The following is a 19,244-nucleotide window of genomic DNA, read 5'->3' as shown; positions in this document are numbered from 1 at the left end:
ATTAAACACCCGTGCCCTGCCTGCGACGATTCGCAGGCAGGGCACGGGTGCTTCGGGGTCGCCGGGCTCTAGGCTTCCGGACGCAGCAGCGGCATCAGGTCATCGAGCACCGCGGTGTCCTCGATGGTCGAAGGCACGGTGTATTCCTTGCCGTCGGCAATCTGGCGCATGGTCTTGCGCAGGATCTTGCCCGAGCGGGTCTTGGGCAGCGCGGCGACCACGGTGACCTCGCGGAAGTCGGCCACCGGGCCGATGTGCTGGCGCACCAGGGCCACGATTTCCTTCTTCAGCGCTTCCTCGTCGGCTTCGACGCCGGACTTGAGCACCACGTAGCCGCTGGCCCGCTGGCCCTTGAGCGCGTCGGCCAGGCCGATGACCGCGCATTCGGCCACGGCCGGGTGGCTGGAGAGCACCTGCTCCATGGCGCCGGTGGACAGCCGGTGGCCCGACACGTTGATCACGTCGTCGGTGCGGCCCATTACGAACAGGTAGCCGTCCTCGTCCAGGAAACCCGAGTCGCCGGTGAGGTAGTAGCCTTCCAGCTGGCTCAGGTAGGTGTCGATGAAACGCTGGTCGTCGCCCCACAGGGTGACCAGAGCGCCCGGAGGCAGCGGCAGGCGAACCACAATGTTGCCTTCCTCGCCGGTGGGCACCTCCTCGCCCAGGGCGTCGCGGATCTGCACGTCGAAGCCCGGCACCGGGGTGGTGGGGCTGCCGGCCTTGGCGGGAAGCTGTTCCAAGCCCAGCGGGTTGGAGGCGATCGGCCAGCCGGTTTCGGTCTGCCACCAGTTGTCCACCACCGGGATGTTCAGCAGCTCGGAGGTGAAGTGGTAGGTGTCCGGGTCAAGGCGTTCGCCGGCCACGAACAGCGCCCGCAGGCTGGACAGGTCGTGGGAGGTCATCAACCCGCCGGTCGGATCCGCCTTGCGCACCGCGCGCAGCGCGGTCGGGGCGGTGAACATGGTGGTGACCTTGTGGTCTGCGATGATGCGGCCGAACACGCCGGCATCCGGGGTGCCCACCGGCTTGCCCTCGTAGAGCACCGTGGTGGCGCCGGCGATCAGCGGCGCGTAGACGATGTAGGAGTGTCCCACGACCCAGCCCACGTCCGAGGCGGTGAACATGGTGTCCCCCGGGTGCACGTCGTAGATGGCGTTCATGGAGAACTGCAGCGCGGTGGCGTAGCCGCCCGTGTCGCGCACCACGCCCTTGGGGGCGCCGGTGGTTCCGGAGGTGTACAGCACGTACAGCGGGTGGGTGGACGGCACCGAGACCGGCGCGGCAGGCTGCGCGGTTTCAGCCAGCTGGTCCCAGTCAAGCCAGTTGATGTCCTGCCCGTTGATCGGCTTGCCGTGGTATTCCTCGATCGAGTGGGCGAAGCCCTCGCGGTGCGCGACGATGACGTCCTTGACCGCAGGCTCGGCGAGGCTCAGCGCCTCGGCGACGGCCGGCAGGTACTCGATGCGGCGCGAAGGCTCGATGCCGCCGGTCGCTGCCACGATGGCCACCGGCGCGCAGTCGGTGATGCGCGCTGCCAGTTCCTTGGGGGCGAAGCCGCCGAAGACCACCGAGTGCACCGCGCCGATGCGGGCGCAGGCAAGCATGGAGACCAGGGCCTGCGGAACCATCGGCATGTAGATCAGCACGCGGTCCCCGGTCTTGACTCCGCGTGCGAGCAGCACGCCGGCGAAGATCTCGACCTCGCGCAGCAGCTGCGCATAGGTATAGGTCTGGACTGTCCCGAGCATGGCCGAATCGTAGATCAATGCGGCCTGGTCGCCGCGTCCGGCGGCCACGTGGCGATCCAGCGCATTGACCGACAGGTTCAGCATGCCGTCGGGGAACCAGTTGTACAGCGGCTTGCGCGAAGCATCGACGGCTGATGTCGGCACCGTATCCCATTGGATATCCTTGGCGGCCTCAAGCCAGAATGTCTCCGGATCAGTGCTCGCTTGATCAAAGGCCTGGCGGTAGGTCTGCGCCATGGTGTTCTCCTCCGGCGTCGGGCGTCGCTGCCCGGCGTCCTGTTAAATATCTCGACTCGTCCTCGTATACATAAGCCTATGACTACAGTCACACAATCACAACATCCATGTATACATATTTCGTACTTTTCTAAAATATTTTCCGAGCTTTGCCCCATTTGACTCGGTTTGTGTATACACTCGAAGCATGAGAGCAAGTGACAAGGTCTACGAGAGCCTGCGCACCGACATCGTCGAGTGGCGCTTGCACCCGGGAACCGTGCTTGCCGAGGTTGAACAATCGGAACGACTAGGTGTTTCCCGCACCCCGGTACGCGAAGCCCTGGCCCGATTGGTGGCCGACGGATTGGCGGTTCCTCAGCGGGGCCGCGGAGTGGTGGTTTCAGAGGTCAGCGAAGACCATCTGGAAGATCTCTTCGTGCTGCGCCGCGCACTGGAAATCACCAGCGCCAGGCAGGCCGCCTTGTCGGAAAACCGTGCTCAGTTCGCATCCCTGGCCGAGGATTTCGACCGGTCGGTGCATCTGGCGGATCTCTCCGGGGCCCGCGACGACTACTACCAGCTGGTCGCCCGGCTCGACGAGATGGTCGACGACGCGGCCAACAACCCGTACCTGGCCACCGCGCTGCGCACCCTGCGCGTGCATCTGCAACGGGTGCGCCGGCTGGCCAAGGACAATCCCGACAGGCTGCGCGACTCGGCCCGCGAACACGCGGCCATCGCCTGGGCGATTGCCGAGGGGAACGCAGAGGTGGCGGCGGCCGCCACCACCGTTCACCTCCACAAATCTTTTACACACATCAAGACATACACAGTTGGATCCGAAAGGTAGCATCTCCATGATCAACCACCCAGTACGCGTATACCGCTCCGAGGAAAACCTGGCCCGCGAAGACCAGCTGGCCCACAAGATCGCCACCGTCGCCGCCGACCCGGTCGAGGTCACCAGCGAAGTCACCGAGATGATCATCAACCGCATCATCGACAACGCCTCGGTGGCCATCGCGTCGCTGAACCGCGGCCCGATCGTCGCGGCCCGCGCCCAGGCGCTGACCCACGCGCCCTCCACCGGCGGCCAGGGCGCCTCGGTGTTCGGCATCTCCGAGAAGGTCTCCCCCGAGTGGGCTGCCTGGGCCAACGGCGTGGCTGTGCGCGAGCTCGACTACCATGACACCTTCCTGGCCGCCGAGTACTCCCACCCGGGCGACAACATCCCGCCGATCCTGGCCGTGGCGCAGCACACCGGCGCTTCGGGCAAGGACCTGATCCGCGGCATCGCCACCGGCTACGAGATCCAGGTCGACCTGGTCAAGGCCATCTGCCTGCACAAGCACAAGATCGACCACGTGGCGCACCTGGGCCCATCGGCCGCAGCCGGCATCGGCACCCTGCTGGGCCTGGACGTCGAGACAATCTTCCAGGCCGTTGGCCAGGGCCTGCACACGACCACCGCCACCCGCCAGTCGCGCAAGGGCGAAATCTCCACCTGGAAGGCCCACGCCCCGGCCTTCGCCGGCAAGATGGCAGTTGAGGCAGCCGACCGCGCCATGCGCGGCCAGACCTCCCCAGTGCCGATCTACGAAGGCGAAGACGGCGTCATCGCCTGGATGCTGGACGGGCCGGACGCAGCCTACGAGGTTCCGCTGCCTGAGGCCGGCGAAGCCAAGCGCGCCATCCTCGACACCTACACCAAGGAGCACTCGGCCGAGTACCAGGCGCAGGCCTGGATCGACCTGGCCCGCAAGCTGCACGGCGAGCACCCGGAAGCCGCGGACCCGAAGAACGTGAAGTCGGTGCTGATCAAGACCAGCCACCATACCCACTACGTCATCGGCTCCGGCGCCAACGACCCGCAGAAGTACGATCCGACCGCTTCGCGCGAGACCCTGGACCACTCGATCCCGTACATCTTCACCGTTGCACTGCAGGACGGCGCATGGCACCACGTGGATTCCTACTCCCCTGAGCGTGCCGGCCGCGCCGACACCGTTGAGCTGTGGAACAAGGTGACCACCGAGGAAGACGCCGAGTGGACCCGCCGCTACCACTCGCTGGACATCGCAGAGAAGGCCTTCGGCGGTTCGGTGGAAATCACCCTGAACGACGGTACCGTGATCACCGATGAGATCGCCGTCGCCGACGCGCACCCGCTGGGCGCACGTCCGTTCGCCCGCGAGCAGTACATCAACAAGTTCCGCACCCTGGCCGAGGGCCTGGTCGACGAGGCGGAGATCAACCGCTTCATCGCCGCCGCCGAGAACCTGGAGAACCTTGCAGCCGGCGAGCTGGACCAGCTGAACATCCAGGCCGCCGACGGTGTCATCAACCTGGAAACCGCACCTAAGGGACTGTTCTAATCATGTTGTACTCAACCAAGACCCCAGCCGCGAAGCGCGTAGCGCTGCGCGAAATGCTGACCCCGGGAGCTGCCCGCCAGTTCCCCGGAGCCTTCAACCCGCTCTCGGCCAAGCTGATCAGCGAGAAGAACTTCGACGGCGTCTACATCTCCGGTGCGGTGCTGGCCAATGACCTGGGCCTGCCGGACATCGGCCTGACCTCGCTGACCGAGGTCGCCACCCGCGCCGGGCAGATCGCCCGCATGACCGACCTCCCGTCGATCGTTGACGCCGACACCGGCTTCGGCGAGCCGATGAACGTGGCCCGCACCATCCAGGAGCTGGAATACGCCGGCCTGGCCGGTTGCCACATCGAGGACCAGTTCAACCCGAAGCGCTGCGGGCACCTGGATGGCAAGAACGTGGTGGATACCGAAACCATGCTCAAGCGCATCGCTGCCGCCGCCGACGCACGCATCGACGAGAACTTCCTGATCATGGCCCGCACGGACATCCGTGCGGTCGAGGGCCTGGCTTCGGCCGTGGACCGCGCCAAGGCCATGGTGGATGCCGGCGCGGACGCGATCTTCCCGGAGGCCATGAAGAACGTCGCCGAGTTCGAGGCGATCTGCAATGCAGTGGACGTGCCGGTGCTGGCCAACATGACCGAGTTCGGCAAGTCCGAGCTGTTCAACCGCCAGGAACTGGCAGATGCCGGCGTCGCGCTGATCATCTACCCGGTCACCCTCCTGCGCAGCGCCATGGGCGCGGCGGAGCGGGTGCTGGACGCGATCAGCGAAGACGGCACCCAGCAGCGCGAAGTGGATAACATGTTAACCAGGTCACGTCTGTACGAGCTGGTGGACTACGAAGCCTACAACCGGTTCGACACCGGAATCTTCAACTTCCAGGTCCCAACCCTGGACATCGATTCCAACAGCGCGAATCTCTAAACAGGAGCCACCGCACTGTGGCAGCGTCCGGTTGCGCGGGCCGTCTGAATTCTTCGACGGCCCGCGCTACCGGCCTAAAAGTCTTGAAAGACAATTCAGGAGGAGTACGACCATGAGCACGAGCACCGAAGACATCAAGAAGGGTCTGGCTGGAGTCGTCGTCGACTACACCGCCGTATCCAAGGTCAACCCAGAGACCAACTCCCTGCTCTACCGCGGCTACCCGGTACAGGACCTTGCAGCATCCAAGTCCTTCGAAGAGGTTGCCCTGCTGCTGTGGAACGGCGAACTGCCGTCCCAGAGCGAACTGACCGAATTCACAGCCTTCGAGCGCGCCAACCGCACGCTGGATCCGGCCGTCAAGGCCGCCATCGACCTGTTGCCGGCCGACTGCCACCCGATGGACGTGGGCCGCACCGCGGTCTCCGTGATCGGCGCCAACCACTCGCAGTCGGAGAACTCCTCCGTCGAAGCCGAGCTACTGAAGTCCAAGGAGCTGTTCGCGGCCTTCCCTGCTGTCGTGGCCTACGACCAGCGCCGCCGCCGCGGCCTGGACGTCGTCCCGCCGCGCGACGATCTGGATTACGCAGCCAACTTCCTGTGGATGACCTTCGGCGAAGAAGCAGCGCCTGAGGTTGTCGACGCTTTCCGCGTCTCCATGGTGCTGTACGCGGAGCACTCGTTCAACGCGTCGACCTTCACCGCTCGCGTGATCACCTCGACCCTGTCGGACCTGCACTCGGCAGTCACCGGCGCCATCGGCGCCCTGAAGGGCCCGCTGCACGGCGGCGCCAACGAGGCCGTCATGCACACCTTCACCGAGATCGGCATCGACAAGGACGAGTCCCGCGAGGACGCCGCCAAGCGCGCCAAGGCCTGGATGGAAGAGGCCCTGGCAGCCAAGAAGAAGGTCATGGGCTTCGGCCACCGCGTCTACAAGCACGGCGACTCCCGCGTTCCGACCATGAAGGCCGCACTGGATCGCATGATCGAGCACTACGGCCGCCACGAAATGCTGGGCCTCTACGACGGCCTGGAAGCAGCCATGGACGAGGCCAAGGCCATCAAGCCGAATCTGGACTACCCGGCAGGCCCGACCTACCACCTGATGGGCTTCGACACCGAGATGTTCACCCCGATCTTCATCGCGGCGCGCATCACCGGCTGGACCGCACACATCATGGAGCAGCGCGCCTCGAACGCCCTGATCCGCCCGCTCTCTGCCTACAACGGCCCGGAGCAGCGCGCACTGTAAATAGTAGCGCCTTGCCGCCGGCCCGGACCTCGCGTCCGGGCCGGCGTTTTTTGTGTCCGCCGCACGTCCCCACGGACGAGCACCTCCGCTCGGGATTGCCTGAGTACCGATCAGGAGTTATCGTTTAACGATAGATACCATCTGTAAAACGATAAGTGAGGTGAACCGTGAGCCGATTCAGCATTGTGGCACTCAGGGGGATTTTGGCTGTGGTCCTGGCCGGGACGCTTTTTGTCCAATTGGTCATGGTGCCGATGATCGCGGTGAACGAGGTGTCGCGCCCCGGAGCTCCGGATGTGCCCGCGGTCGCGCTGCTCGCGTACTTGGTTCTGGCCGGGATCGTCATCGAGATCTGCTCGGTCTGCGTCTGGAAGCTGGCCACCCGCGTGGCCCGCAGCACGGTGTTCGACCCTGCATCGTCCAAATACGTCGGACCGATCATCTGGTCGATCGCCGCCGGATCGCTGGCCACCTTCGCCCTTGCAGCCCTGCTGGCGCCCGGCGAGGATATCGCCCCGGGAATGGTCCTGCTCATCGGCGGCTTCGGAATCCTGCTGGCCGGAATCTCGGTGATCGTGTTCGTCTTGCGCCAGCTGCTCCTCCAGGCCACGCAGACCGAAGCGCAGGCCGCCGCCCTGCGCACCGAGCTCGGCGGTGTCATCTGATGGGCATCCGTGTCGATATCGACGTCATGCTCGCCAAGCGGAAGATGGCGGTCGGAGAGCTGGCTGAACGGATCGGCATCACTCCGGCCAATCTGGCGGTATTGAAGAACGGGCGGGCCAAGGCGGTCCGCTTCACGACCTTGCAGTCGTTGTGCGAGGTCCTGGGCTGCCAGCCCGGGGACCTGCTCGTCTACGAACCCGACACCGCCCAAGCCGAAGCCGGGCAGGACACCACGCCCGCTACCAGGGGGTGATCTGCACCGACTCGACGCCGAGGTTGTCCTGCGCCATGATTACTGTCGCGGTGAACATCTCCCCGCCGATGATGAGCGGAAGCCAGTGCTCCGCGTCCTGCCACATGTGATCGACCGGCAGGTTGGCCACCGGGTACCAGCGCGGTTCCAGCTCCTCGCTGGCCACCGGCTCACCCTGGTAGCTGGTGGCCAGGAAGACTTGGCAGTCCATGTCCGAGGCAGGCCGTACGGGAAAACGGAACAGGATCGTGGCTCGGTGGACCGGGGCGCTTTCTGTGACTTGCAGCCCCGTCTCCTCTTCCAGCTCCCGGATCGCGGCGGCCGCGGCCTGCTCCCCCGGCTCGATTTTTCCGCCGGGGGCCACCATGTTGCCGGCTCCGAAGCCGGTGAGCTTGCGGCCCAGCAGCACCTCCTGCCGCTCGCCCTGGCCGCGCAGGACCAGCATCAGCACCACCGGCTGGGGATGGGTCTTGTTTGCGCTCATGATTGCTCTCCTGCTGGGACTCTAGTTCACGCGCGGGTGCGCCAGCTGATAGGCCTCGCGCAGTGAATCGACGCTGACCTTGGTGTAGATCTGGGTGGTGGTCACCGATGCGTGTCCCAACAGCTCCTGCACCACGCGCACGTCCGCACCGCCCTCCAGCAGGTGGGTGGCGAATGAATGGCGCAAGGTGTGCGGCGAGACTTCGGTGCTGATACCGGCCCGCTGCGCGGCCTTGGACAGGATCATCCAGACGGACTGCCTGGAGAGCCGCCCGCCGCGCTGGTTCAGGAACAAAGCGGGAGTGCCTTTGCCCTTGGCCGCCAAGCCGGGACGGGCGCGGACCAGGTAGTCGCTGACCGCGCGCTGGGCATAGGCCCCCACGGGGACTACTCGTTCCTTGGAGCCCTTGCCGAACAGCCTGACGACCGAGTCATCGGAAAAATGCAGATCGTCTACGTCCAGCGCGACCACTTCGGAAATGCGCGCCCCGGTGGAGTACAGGAATTCAAGGATTGCGCGGTCGCGTAGCCCGGCCGGGGTGTCCACCGCGATTGACTCGAGGATGCTCGTGACCTCGGCGATGGAAATGGCCTTGGGCAGCGATTGTCCCACCGCGGGAGGCTGCACCTCGCGCGCCGGATTAGGGGCGCAAATGCCTTCCAGTTCCCAGTACTTGTGCAGCTGCCGCACCGCCACGGTATGGCGGGCCACCGAGCGGGCGCCGAGCGGTGGGTGCACCTCGTCGCCACGAGCCAGCTGCTGCAGGTACCCGTTGACGTGCGCCTCGGTGATGGCGTCGGGAGTTCCCACGCCGGCCTCTTCCAGCGTTTCAAGATAGCGGGTCAAATCCCGCCGGTACGAGGACAGCGTGTTCTCGGCCAAGCCGCGTTCAATCGCCAGGTGCTGCAGATAACGGCGCAAACCGGGGGCCAGCGAGGGGCCCAAAGCGGTTTCGGCTGGCTTACTGATTGCGAAGCCCCGGGTGCACGTCGAAGGGCTCCTCGGCATCGCGCAGCGTGGCATAGCCAGTGGCGCGGGCCGCGTTGGCCGCCAGCAGGCCGATGACCGCCGTCGGGTTGTGGATCTTTCCGGCTAGCACCTGGGCGATGGCTTCGTCCAGCGGCACCCATTCGGTGATCATTTCTGCTTCCTCGTCGGTACGGGTGTGGCGATGGTCTTCGGGGACCAGCTCGACTCCGCGGGCCAGATAGATGCGCACGGCTTCGGAGGATGAGCCCGGGCTCAGGAACACGTCGGTGAGGATCGACCACTGCTGCGCGGTGCGGTCGGCTTCTTCCCACAGCTCGCGCTTGGCGGCGTCCAGTGGCGGCTCCCCCGCGATGTCCAGCAGACCGGCTGGCAGCTCCCATAAACGCATCCCCACCGGGTGCCGGTACTGGTTGACCATGAGCACACGTTCGCTCTCGTCGATCACCAGCACGGTGACCGCTCCGGGGTGCTCGATGTAGTCGCGTTCGATGACGGCGCCTTCGTCGGACAGCTCCACGGAATCATGCAGCACATTCCAGATCCGGCCTTCGTACACGGTTTCGCGGGCGACCAGTGTGCGCGGGGAAAGTTCGTCCGAGATCTGCTGGCTCTGCACGTTGTGGTCCTTGCTCATGAAACTTGGTTCTCCTGTACTAGACGGCGGGTCCGAAAATTCGGCTGGCTCCATGTCCAGCTTAAATGCATACGCGCCGGTCACGATGACCGGCGCGTATGGCTTCAGCTCTGACGCTGCCTGCGAGGCGCCGTCAGCGGCTGAAGTGTGGCTGTTTAGACGTCGCGCTGAGCGATTGCCGCTTCCACCAGACCAGCGAACAGCGGGTGCGGGCGGGTTGGGCGGCTGGAGAGCTCAGGGTGGGCCTGTGTGGAAACGTAGTAAGGATGAACGTCCTTCGGCAGTTCCACGTACTCGACCAGGCTGTTGTCCGGCGAAGTTCCGGAGAAGACCAGGCCTGCTTCCTCCAGCTGCGCGCGGTAGGCATTGTTGACCTCGTAGCGGTGGCGGTGGCGCTCTGCGACCTCGGTCTTGCCGTAGGTCTCGGCGACGACGGAGCCTTCCAGCAGCTTCGCGTCGTATAAGCCAAGACGCATGGTGCCGCCCAGGTCGCCCTTGCCCTCGACGATGTCCAGCTGCTCTTCCATGGTCGCGATGACCGGGGTCGAGGATGCTGGATCGAATTCGGTCGAGGAAGCCTCCGGCAAACCAGCCATGTTGCGAGCGTACTCGATCACCATGGACTGCAGGCCAAGGCATAGGCCCAGAGTAGGCAGCTTGTTCTCGCGGGCGAACTTCAGTGCGCCGAGCTTGCCTTCAAGGCCGCGGATGCCGAAGCCGCCCGGGACGCAGATCGCCTCCGCGCCGGCCAACGCCTTCTTGGCACCGGCTTCGGTGGCGCATTCGTCGGATGGGACCCAACGGATGTTGACCTTGGCCTGATTGGCGAAGCCGCCAGCCTTCAGTGCTTCGGTGACGGACAGGTAGGCGTCCGGCAGGTCGATGTACTTGCCGACCAGCGCGATGGTCAGTTCGGTCTTCGGATTGTGCACCACGTCCAGCAGGCGGTCCCAGTCTTCCCAGTCCACATCACGGAACTTCAGGTCAAGGGTCTGCACAATGTAGGCGTCCAGGCCCTGGGCGTGGATGACCTTCGGAATGTCGTAGATGCTCGGGGCATCGGCGCAGTTGATAACCGCTTCGGTATCCACGTCGCAGGTGCGGCCGAGCTTGGCGCGCATCTCGTCCGGGATCTCGCGATCCGATCGGATGACCAGCGAGTCAGGCTGAATGCCGATCGAGCGCAGGGCTGCGACCGAGTGCTGAGTAGGCTTGGTCTTCAGTTCCTGGCTTGGGCCGATGTACGGAACCAGGGAAACATGGACGAAGAACGCGTTCTTTCGGCCGATGTCCTGGCGTACCTGGCGTGCTGCCTCCAGGAATGGCTGGGACTCGATATCGCCAACGGTGCCGCCGATTTCGGTGATGATGACGTCGGGAGCCGACTTGCCTTCACCCGGTTCGGTGGCGGCCAAGCGCATACGGCGCTTGATCTCGTCGGTGATGTGAGGGATGACCTGGACGGTGTCGCCAAGGTACTCGCCGCGGCGTTCGCGTTCGAGGACGGTGGAGTAAACCTGTCCGGTGGTCACGTTGGCGCTGCCCGGTAGGTTCTCATCCAGGAAACGCTCGTAGTGTCCGATATCCAGATCGGTTTCGGCGCCGTCATCGGTAACGAAGACTTCACCGTGCTGGAAGGGGTTCATGGTACCTGGATCGACGTTCAGGTACGGATCGAGCTTCTGCATGGTCACAGAAAGACCACGAGCTCGAAGAAGATGTCCAAGGCTGGATGCCGTCAAACCCTTACCCAGGGAGGAGGCCACACCGCCGGTGACGAAGATATGCTTTGTCGTTTCAGACGACCGAGAATCACGAGTATTATTACGCTGCACCACGGGATTTCATCCTATCACCATTCTTTTACCAAGCATCCACACTCACTGTAGTGCACGGGTTCGCGAAGCCCTAGTTTGCTTCGAGATTTGCGCGCCGACGTTGAAAATCAAGGCTTCTTCGATTCGCTGGCGGTGAGCGAACACACTAATTTTTGCGCATCCGCCAGCAATTCTTCAGCATGCGCCTGCGCCGTATCGGATTCTTCCTGCCCGGCAAGCATGCGCGCCAGCTCGCGGATGCGGGCTGGCTCATCGAGAGCGACGACGTCGCTGGCGGTGAACCCGGCCCCAGCGTTGGATTTAGCATCCGAATTCTTGATGACACGGATGTGCCGGTCGGCGTAGGCGGCGACCTGCGGCAGGTGGGTCACGACGATAACCTGGACATGACGGGCCAGCATGGCCAAACGTTCGCCGATGCTGACCGCCGCCTTGCCGCCGACGCCTTGGTCGACCTCGTCGAAGACAAACGTCGGCACGGGATCCACGGCCGCCAGCACCACTTCGATGGCCAGCATGACGCGGGAGAGCTCGCCGCCGCTGGCGCCCTTGCCCAGCGGGCGCGCAGAAGCCCCGGCATGCGGCGCGAGCAGCATGGAAATCGAATCCTGGCCGAAGGCTCCCGGTTCTTCGAGTTCGTTGACCTCAATGACGAGCTTGGCATCAGGCATGGCCAGTGCGGTCAACTCCGCCGAAACTCGGGTCGACAGCTTCTTGGCGGCCTTGCGGCGGGCGTCGGAAAGGTCGGAGGCTAGCGCCGCGACCTTCTGTTCCAGCGCGACGACCTCATCTTGGAGCACTTCGATGCGCGAGTCATCCCCTCCCAGAGATTCCAGGCGTTTACGAGCGGTCTGCGCCCACTCGATGACTTCGTCGATGCTGGGTGCGTATTTGCGCAACAGCTTGCCCAGGTCTGCGCGGCGCGCCTCGACCTGCGCCAGCAGCTCGGGGCCTTCCTCGTCCAGATCCGCCACGTAACCGGCAAGATCGCTGGAAAGCTCCGACGCCAGAATGCCGAGTTCAGCGGCCCGTTCAGCAAATCCGGAGAGCACCGGGTCGTCCCCGCTCGCCTGGACCAACACTCCCCTGGCTGTTTCAACAAGGGTGGTGATTCCAGGGCTCTCGAAGTCCTCGGAGTCGATGACAGCCTGGGCCTGCAGGCTGGCGTTGCGCAGGGACTCGATATTGCCCAGCTTCATGGACTGCTCGCGCAACATGTCGTCTTCTCCGGGCTGCGGATCCAGCGAGTCGATTTCATCCAGTGCCAGGCGGAGGTTCTCGGCCTCCCGCACCCGGTTGCGCGAATCCTGCGTCAACGAGGCCAGCTCCTTGGTGGCTGCGCGCCATTGGCGGTAGCTGCGCTGGTAGCTGCCGAGGATACGGGCTACGCCGCTGCCGGCAAATCGGTCGAGCGCGTCACGCTGGGCCCCGGGCTCCTTAAGGCGGATCTGGTCGGACTGGCCGTGCACGGCCACAAGCTCCTGGCCCAGTTCAGCCAGCAAGCCGACAGGCGCGCTGCGCCCGCCTACGGTGGCCCGTGAGCGCCCCTGCGCCGACAGCGACCGCGAGAGCAGCAGTTCACTGCACTGGCCAGCCGGTTCGATGAAGGCGCCGGCCTGGGCGGCCGCGTCGAGCACGTGGTGGTCAGGGTCCAAGTGGATGACGGCCTCCGCCAGGGCATGGTCAGCCCCGGTGCGCACGGCGCCGGCATCTGCGCGGCGCCCCAGCAGCAACGAGAGCGCGGTGATCACCATCGTCTTGCCTGCACCGGTTTCACCGGTGACAACCGTCAGCCCGGGGCCGAGCGGCAGGGTGGCATTGGTGATGACGCCCAGGTTGGAGATCGAGATTTCCTGAATCATGGCCTGCTCCCGAAAGTCGAGTTCAAGTTCAAACGTGCACGATTAGTATATGTGTTCTAAGCGCACTTTCGTAGCTAGATTCGAAGAAGTGGAAAACTTATGGCGTTTTCCGCTGCAGGGAAGGTCTATGGGCGAGGCTCGTCCCCGCTGCCGACCATGGGGATTCCGGGCTCGTCCTTATGGTGCGGTTCGACGCTCTGCAGACCCGGACCGATCACCGGAAGCGCGGTGGTGGCGGCCCGCCGCATGTCGTCCTTGGCCGGCCCGCGCCAGCCGGTAATCGGCAGTTCGAACTTGTTCACCAGGCGCTCGGAGAACGGGGTGGTATTCAACCGCGCAAGGCGCACCGGCGTGTCGCTGCGCGTGACCTCGATACGCGCTCCCGGCGGCAGGTCGATGGTGCGGCGGCCGTCGCACCACAGCACTGCTCCTGCATCCGTGCGCGTGAGCATTTCCACGGCCATCACCGAGTCGGGCGACACGACCAAGGGTTTGGCGAAGAGCGCGTGGGCGGAGATCGGAACCATGATCAGTGCAGCCACGTCTGGCCAGACCACTGGGCCGCCGGCAGAGAAGGAGTAGGCCGTCGAGCCAGTCGGAGTGGCCATGACGACGCCGTCGCACCCGAAGGTGGAAATCGGTCGGCCATCGACCTCGATGACCACCTCGACCATGCGTTCACGGTTGGCCTTTTCCACCGCTGCTTCGTTCAGCGCCCAGGTTTCGGCCAGGCAGATATTGTCTTGCCAGACCTTGACCTCAATGGTCATGCGCTCCTCGACGGTGTAGGTCTTCTCGACCAGCGCCTTGACGGTGGCTGCCAATTCGGTGCGCTCAGCTTCGGCCAAGAATCCCACGTGGCCCAGGTTCACGCCGACCAGCGGCAAAGGGGCGGCGCGGACCAATTCCGCGGCGCGCAGCACCGATCCATCGCCGCCGAGGACCACACCCAACTCGATGTCTTCCACCGCGCAGTCGTCATGCAGGATTTCAACACCGGGAACAGGCTCTCCGACAGCGCGAATCACCGCTTCCTGGTCCTTGGCCCGCATGACCGGTACGGTTCCGGCTTCGGCAAGCAGTTCGCAGGTTTCCAGCGCTGCAGCGATCGCTTCTTTTCGGCCGGTGTGGGCGAAGACTAGGATCTTGCGCAAGGCGGCGTGCCCCTCTCAACAGTGATGAGTGATTGGCTCTGCGATATGCAGTCGGTTTCCCTAAGTTCTCGGAAAACGCCGCATCTCTTAACTAAGAATAGTCAACGGCATGGATCATTGCGGATTTCTCGGCATCATCCTGCGATTTCGCTGCAGCGCTGAGCCAGAGGAAAAACTCCATGTTGCCGTCCTGGCCGGCCAGCGGGCTGCGCGCCAGACCTCGCAACGCGAGACCGCATTCAGCGGCCTTGGCGACCACTGATTCCACCGCGCCTTGGCGCAGCTGGGGGCTCGTGACAACGCCGGTGCGGTTCAGGTGTTCGCGCCCGACCTCGAACTGGGGCTTGACCATCAGCACCAGCGAGCCGCCGGGACGCGTCGCCCCGGCCAGCGCCTCGAGCACAAGGCGCAGCGAGATAAAGGACAAGTCCGCTACAACCAAGTCGACATCTCCACCGATATCCTCCGGCGTCAGGTATCTGACGTTCAGCCCCTCATGGACCGATACGCGGGGGTCAAACCGGATTTCGTCGACGAGTTGGCCATGGCCGACATCGGCGGCGACCACGTGGCCGGCTCCCCGCCGCAGCAAGACGTCAGTGAATCCTCCGGTGGAAGCCCCTGCGTCAAGGCAACGCAAACCTTCAGGAGAAATGGTGGTAAATACATCCAGGGCGCCGGCAAGTTTGTGCCCCGCCCGGGAAACGTAGTGCTCCCCTTCGACCTGGGTGAGCACTACTGACGTTGAGTCGGATACCTTCTTGGACACCTTGGAGGTTTCCAGCCCATCCACGAGCACCCTGCCTGCCTCGATGAGCTTGGCGGCTTCGGTGCGCGAGCGCGCCAAGCCGCGTACCACCAGCTCCTGGTCCAGACGGTTCACGAGCCTGACTCCGATCGATTCAGTTCCTGCTGCAGGCCGCCGAGCAGCTGCTCGTAGATGCCCGCATGCTCGGTAACGTCATGGTCTGCCAGGGAGGAGAGCGCGGCTTCCAGCGCCTGCTCGTCGAACTGGGGCGCACCGCCGTGCATGGCGCCGGGGACCCCGGGACGCGGCGTCGGCGCGGAAGGAAGATCGCTCACTGCTTTTCACCGTTCTTGCGGCGCAGCATCTGCAAGCCGCGCGAGGTGAATTCGATTTCAGGGGATTCATGGGTGCTCTGGCGCGGGTGCGCGAGCCACCAGGCGTGGCAGGCCGCACGCCAGGCGTTGAGATCCGACTCGTTGCCGTCGACGGCGATCTTGCCGTTGTCGATGCGGGCCACCGCATCACCGACCTGCACGCCGTAGCCCAGCACCTTGATGGTCGGGTAGGGACGGTAGATGTCGGCCAGCGTGGCAATTAGGTAGTTCGGGCGTTGCTCCACCGGTGCACCGAGTGCGGTGGCAGGGGTATCGACACCCGTGAGCACCATGGCGGTGGAGAATCCGGCATGGAATCCGCCGAGGATATCGGTGTCAAGGCGGTCGCCGAGCACCAGCGGGCGCTTGGAATCCAGGCGGTCCGCGGCGCGGGAGAAGAGATAGGATTCGGGTTTGCCGGCCACACGGGGGGTTGCCCCGGTGGCCAGCTTCACCGCGTGGACCAGCGATCCGTTACCCGGGGCAATGCCCTCGGCGCGCGGAATGGTCAGGTCCGTATTCGTGGCAACCCATTTGGCGCCGTTCTGGATTGCGTAGGAGGCCTCAGCCAGGTCGTTCCAGGAGACCTCTGGATCGAATCCCTGGATAACCGCTACCGGTTCGTCCTTGTGGGACTCGACCACTTCAAGGCCCCGTACCGCGATGCATTCTCGCAGATACGGGGAGCCCACCACCAGCACCCTGCTGCCGGGATTCAATTCACGGGCCAGCATCTCCGCCCCGGCATCTGCCGAGCCGAAGACCTGTTCCGCGCTAGTCTTCACGCCCAGCTGGCGCAGGTGCGCCGCGACCGACATGGGCGAACGTCCGGCGTTGTTCGTGATGAACGCGTGTGCCACGTTCACCTCGGCCAGCGCGTTCAACGATTCCACTGCGTCGGGAATCGCGTTCGGTCCGGCGTACACGACGCCATCCAGGTCGGAGAGGACAGAATCAAATCCGGAGATCAGCATGGGGAGGTGGTTCCTACTTCATCAAACGACGGGTACTACTGCGAGTCTACTTTGCGGCGTCCTCGTCGGTGATCTCCGAGACCTCGTCGGAGATGTGATCAGCGTCAACCTCGGCCAGGCCGTCTTCCTCGTCGATACCGGTTTGCTCGGCGGCCGATTCGGTGTCGTCCTCTGCGTCGGATTCGGCGGTTTCCCCAGACGAAGCGCCCTCTTCAGGGGTTTCGTCGGAGTCAGCTGCTGCCTCGGAATCGACCAGATCACGGGCACGAGGAGCTTCTTCTTCCTCCTCGTCCATCTCGGGAGCAAGATCGACGATGAAGGACTCGGTCTCTTCCTCGATGCCCAGGGCACGTTCGGCTACTGCAACCTGCTTCTCCCAACGGGCGGCTTCCTCGGTGCGGCCGGCGGCTGCGAGCAGCTCGGCGTAGACGGCGAACAGGCGAGGGCTGAAGGAGAAGGCGCGGTTGAAGTTCAGCTGCTCCAGGGACTCCAGTGCGGCCAAGGCCTCATCAAGCTTGCCGAGGTCTGCGAAGCAGCCGGCCAGGACGATCTGCATCTCGACCTTGACCGATGGTTCCAGATTGGCGGACTCTTCGGATTGGGCCAGCTCGATGGCCTTTTCCACACGGCCCAGGCCGCGCAGCGAATCAGCGATCAGCGGCAGGTTGTAGTCCGAGCCGGAGATACGGCGGTGGGTGCGCAGCTCGCGCAGCGAATCGGCGTACTTGCCGGCGTGGTAGGCGGCGATGCCAACGGCCTCGCGGACCACCGCCACGCGTCCGCCACGGCGGGAAGCAGCCAGGGTGTGCTCGTAGGCCAGCTCTGGATCCTCTTCCAGCAGACGGCCGGCCATCACCAGGTGCTTGGCAACCCAGCTGGCGGACCGTTCTTCCAGGTAGCGCAGCTGGGCGCGGGCGACGCGGTCCAGTTCCTTGCCGGTGACGTCCTCATCGATCTCCGGGGACTGCGAGCGGTCTGCTCGGTTCGAAATACGCAGATCACCAGGGTTGTGCGCCTTCGGCTCCTGGGCACGGGGATCTTCGAACTTCTTCTCGCCACGAGGCTTGAAGTCACGATCGCTGCGCTTGAAATCGCCGCCACGATTGTCGTCGCGGCGCTTGAAGTCGCCTCGGTCGTTGCTGCGCTTGAAACCGCGATCATCATTGCGGTCATCGCGGCGCTTGAAGTCGCCTCGGTCGTTGCTGCGCTTGAAACCGCGATCATCATTGCGGTCATCGCGGCGCTTGAAGTCGCCTCGGTCGTTACTGCGCTTGAAACCGCGATCATCATTGCGGTCATCGCGGCGCTTGAAATCGCCGCCACGGTTGTCGTCATTACGGCGGAATCCACCACGGTCATCATTGCGATCCCCGCGGAATCCGCCACGGTTATCGTCACGGCGCTTGAAGTCGCCCCCACGGTTATCGTCACGGCGCTTGAAGTCGCCCCCACGGTTGTCATCGCGACGTTCGCCACGGAAGCCACCGCGGCTGTCGTCGTTACGGCGGAAGCCACCGCGCTCGTCATTGCGGTCATCGCGGCGCTTGAAATCGCCCCCACGGTTGTCGTCGTTACGGCGGAAGCCACCACGATCATCATTGCGATCCCCGCGGAATCCACCACGGTTATCGTCACGGCGCTTGAAATCGCCACCACGGTTGTCATCGCGACGTTCGCCATGGAAGCCACCGCGGCTGTCGTCATTACGGCGGAAGCCACCACGATCATCATTGCGATCCCCGCGGAATCCGCCACGGTTATCGTCACGGCGCTTGAAATCGCCACCACGGTTGTCATCGCGACGCTCGCCACGGAAACCACCACGGCCATCGTTGCGGTCGCCACGGAATCCACCGCGGTTGTCGTCGTTACGGCGGAACCCACCACGATCCTCATTGCGATCCCCGCGGAACCCGCCACGGTTGTCATCGCGGCGCTCTCCACGGAAGCCACCGCGGTCATCGTTGCGGTCGCCGCGGAATCCACCGCGGTTATCATCGCGGCGCTTGAAGTCGCCGCCACGGTTGTCGTCATTTCGCTTGAATCCGCCACCGCGGTTATCGTCACGACGCTTGAAATCGCCGCCACGGTTGTCGTCACGGCGCTCACCACGGAATCCGCCACGATCATCGTTGCGCTTGAAACCGCTGTTGTTGTCATCGCGACGCTTGAAACCGTCGCGGGAGTTGTTGCGGTTTGAATCTGAGTTCCGGAAGTCGCCCTGTCCATTGTCGGAACTACGGCGGAAATCGTTAGACATTTAATGTCCCCTTCAGCGGATATCTCAATACCGCAACCTTCGTGTTCGCCTCAGCGAAACACTTCACTATTTACAAATCACCATGCATCAATGGCATGTACGTCTAGTTCAAGTCTACGGGAGTAAGCACTTCTACCATAGGGATTCGCCTCTAATGTGTGCAGACACTCATGTGACCAGAAGCAGCTACTAATCCGCACCCACGATTCGGGCGAGGCTCATGAATAGGCAGCAAGGAGTTCCGCCGCATGCCCAGGTATGTTGCTTCTTTCCCTGTTAAACAAAAAAGGGGGAGCTTCTGCTCCCCCACCCCACCGGCCACCCCACCGGCCAAGCCAACCGCACCAGCCACCCAGCCAGGCCAGGCGCCCAAGCACCGGCCGGGTTAAACAGCAGAAGGCCCCAACACTGTTGGAGCCTTCCACTTCTCAAGTTAAGTCCGGCGGTGACCTACTCTCCCACACCCTCACGAGTGCAG

General features: G+C 64.1%; 18 protein-coding genes. 7 read left to right on the top strand and 11 right to left on the bottom strand.

Annotation, left to right across the window (positions count from 1 at the left end; translation table 11 throughout):
- Window positions 1-68 precede the first annotated feature (68 nt).
- A complete protein-coding gene (locus DFO58_RS08595) occupies window positions 69-1,985 on the bottom strand; it encodes an AMP-binding protein (RefSeq protein ID WP_120990233.1) in 1,917 nt (638 codons plus the stop codon).
- 187 nt (window positions 1,986-2,172) lie between these two features.
- On the opposite strand from DFO58_RS08595, the gene DFO58_RS08590 reads away from it, so the two are divergent.
- The 6 genes from DFO58_RS08590 to DFO58_RS08565 all read left to right on the top strand — a co-directional run bounded on the left by DFO58_RS08590 (window position 2,173) and on the right by DFO58_RS08565 (window position 7,448).
- Window positions 2,173-2,817: a GntR family transcriptional regulator gene (locus DFO58_RS08590; RefSeq protein WP_047118663.1), complete on the top strand. Its 645-nt coding sequence runs from the start codon at window positions 2,173-2,175 to the stop codon at window positions 2,815-2,817.
- A 7-nt stretch (window positions 2,818-2,824) separates the two neighbouring features.
- Window positions 2,825-4,342 (top strand): MmgE/PrpD family protein, encoded by a 1,518-nt coding sequence (locus DFO58_RS08585; RefSeq protein ID WP_047118662.1) that lies wholly within the window; start codon window positions 2,825-2,827, stop codon window positions 4,340-4,342.
- 2 nt (window positions 4,343-4,344) lie between these two features.
- Window positions 4,345-5,274, top strand: coding sequence for a methylisocitrate lyase (gene prpB / locus DFO58_RS08580; RefSeq protein ID WP_053797750.1), 930 nt, complete (start codon window positions 4,345-4,347; stop codon window positions 5,272-5,274).
- 112 nt (window positions 5,275-5,386) lie between these two features.
- Complete coding sequence (locus tag DFO58_RS08575; RefSeq protein WP_047118660.1) at window positions 5,387-6,529, top strand: bifunctional 2-methylcitrate synthase/citrate synthase; 1,143 nt, start codon at window positions 5,387-5,389, stop codon at window positions 6,527-6,529.
- 167 nt (window positions 6,530-6,696) lie between these two features.
- Window positions 6,697-7,194, top strand: coding sequence for a DUF2975 domain-containing protein (locus DFO58_RS08570; RefSeq protein WP_147407232.1), 498 nt, complete (start codon window positions 6,697-6,699; stop codon window positions 7,192-7,194).
- A complete protein-coding gene (locus DFO58_RS08565; RefSeq protein ID WP_053797747.1) occupies window positions 7,194-7,448 on the top strand; it encodes a helix-turn-helix transcriptional regulator in 255 nt (84 codons plus the stop codon). The genes DFO58_RS08570 and DFO58_RS08565 overlap by 1 nt, the downstream gene beginning before the upstream one ends.
- Here the strand turns inward: DFO58_RS08565 and DFO58_RS08560 are convergent.
- From DFO58_RS08560 to DFO58_RS18450, 10 genes are all read right to left on the bottom strand, one after another.
- A complete protein-coding gene (locus DFO58_RS08560) occupies window positions 7,435-7,932 on the bottom strand; it encodes an 8-oxo-dGTP diphosphatase (RefSeq protein ID WP_053797746.1) in 498 nt (165 codons plus the stop codon). The genes DFO58_RS08565 and DFO58_RS08560 overlap by 14 nt on opposite strands.
- A gap of 21 nt (window positions 7,933-7,953) precedes the next feature.
- Window positions 7,954-8,940: a site-specific tyrosine recombinase XerD gene (gene xerD, locus DFO58_RS08555; RefSeq protein ID WP_053797745.1), complete on the bottom strand. Its 987-nt coding sequence runs from the start codon at window positions 8,938-8,940 to the stop codon at window positions 7,954-7,956.
- Complete coding sequence (locus tag DFO58_RS08550) at window positions 8,894-9,556, bottom strand: NUDIX hydrolase (protein WP_053797744.1); 663 nt, start codon at window positions 9,554-9,556, stop codon at window positions 8,894-8,896. The genes xerD and DFO58_RS08550 overlap by 47 nt, the downstream gene beginning before the upstream one ends.
- Window positions 9,557-9,711: 155 nt before the next feature.
- Window positions 9,712-11,394: a CTP synthase gene (locus tag DFO58_RS08545; RefSeq protein WP_047118654.1), complete on the bottom strand. Its 1,683-nt coding sequence runs from the start codon at window positions 11,392-11,394 to the stop codon at window positions 9,712-9,714.
- A gap of 107 nt (window positions 11,395-11,501) precedes the next feature.
- A complete protein-coding gene (gene recN, locus DFO58_RS08540) occupies window positions 11,502-13,256 on the bottom strand; it encodes a DNA repair protein RecN (RefSeq protein WP_047118653.1) in 1,755 nt (584 codons plus the stop codon).
- A gap of 125 nt (window positions 13,257-13,381) precedes the next feature.
- A complete protein-coding gene (locus DFO58_RS08535) occupies window positions 13,382-14,410 on the bottom strand; it encodes an NAD kinase (protein WP_047118652.1) in 1,029 nt (342 codons plus the stop codon).
- Window positions 14,411-14,501: 91 nt separating this feature from the next.
- Window positions 14,502-15,293, bottom strand: coding sequence for a TlyA family RNA methyltransferase (locus tag DFO58_RS08530; RefSeq protein ID WP_120990229.1), 792 nt, complete (start codon window positions 15,291-15,293; stop codon window positions 14,502-14,504).
- Window positions 15,290-15,493, bottom strand: a complete 204-nt coding sequence (locus DFO58_RS08525) for a hypothetical protein (RefSeq protein ID WP_047118650.1) — start codon at window positions 15,491-15,493, stop codon at window positions 15,290-15,292. Before DFO58_RS08525 ends, DFO58_RS08530 begins: the two co-directional genes overlap by 4 nt.
- The gene (locus DFO58_RS08520; protein ID WP_120990227.1) at window positions 15,490-16,506 is read right to left on the bottom strand and encodes an HAD-IIA family hydrolase; all 1,017 of its coding nucleotides are present in this window, start codon (window positions 16,504-16,506) and stop codon (window positions 15,490-15,492) included. Before DFO58_RS08520 ends, DFO58_RS08525 begins: the two co-directional genes overlap by 4 nt.
- Before the next feature lie 46 nt (window positions 16,507-16,552).
- Entirely contained in the window at window positions 16,553-17,359 is an 807-nt protein-coding gene (locus tag DFO58_RS18450) for a hypothetical protein (RefSeq protein WP_047120628.1), read from the bottom strand.
- Between DFO58_RS18450 and DFO58_RS18445 the strand changes: the two genes are divergently transcribed.
- Complete coding sequence (locus tag DFO58_RS18445; RefSeq protein WP_183043139.1) at window positions 17,312-18,706, top strand: hypothetical protein; 1,395 nt, start codon at window positions 17,312-17,314, stop codon at window positions 18,704-18,706. The two genes, DFO58_RS18450 and DFO58_RS18445, sit on opposite strands and share 48 nt — an antisense overlap.
- Window positions 18,707-19,244 lie beyond the last annotated feature (538 nt).

It is taken from the genome of Arthrobacter sp. AG1021, assembly GCF_003633665.1.
GTDB lineage: Bacteria > Actinomycetota > Actinomycetes > Actinomycetales > Micrococcaceae > Glutamicibacter > Glutamicibacter soli.
This window is presented reverse-complemented; position numbering and strand designations above follow the sequence as displayed.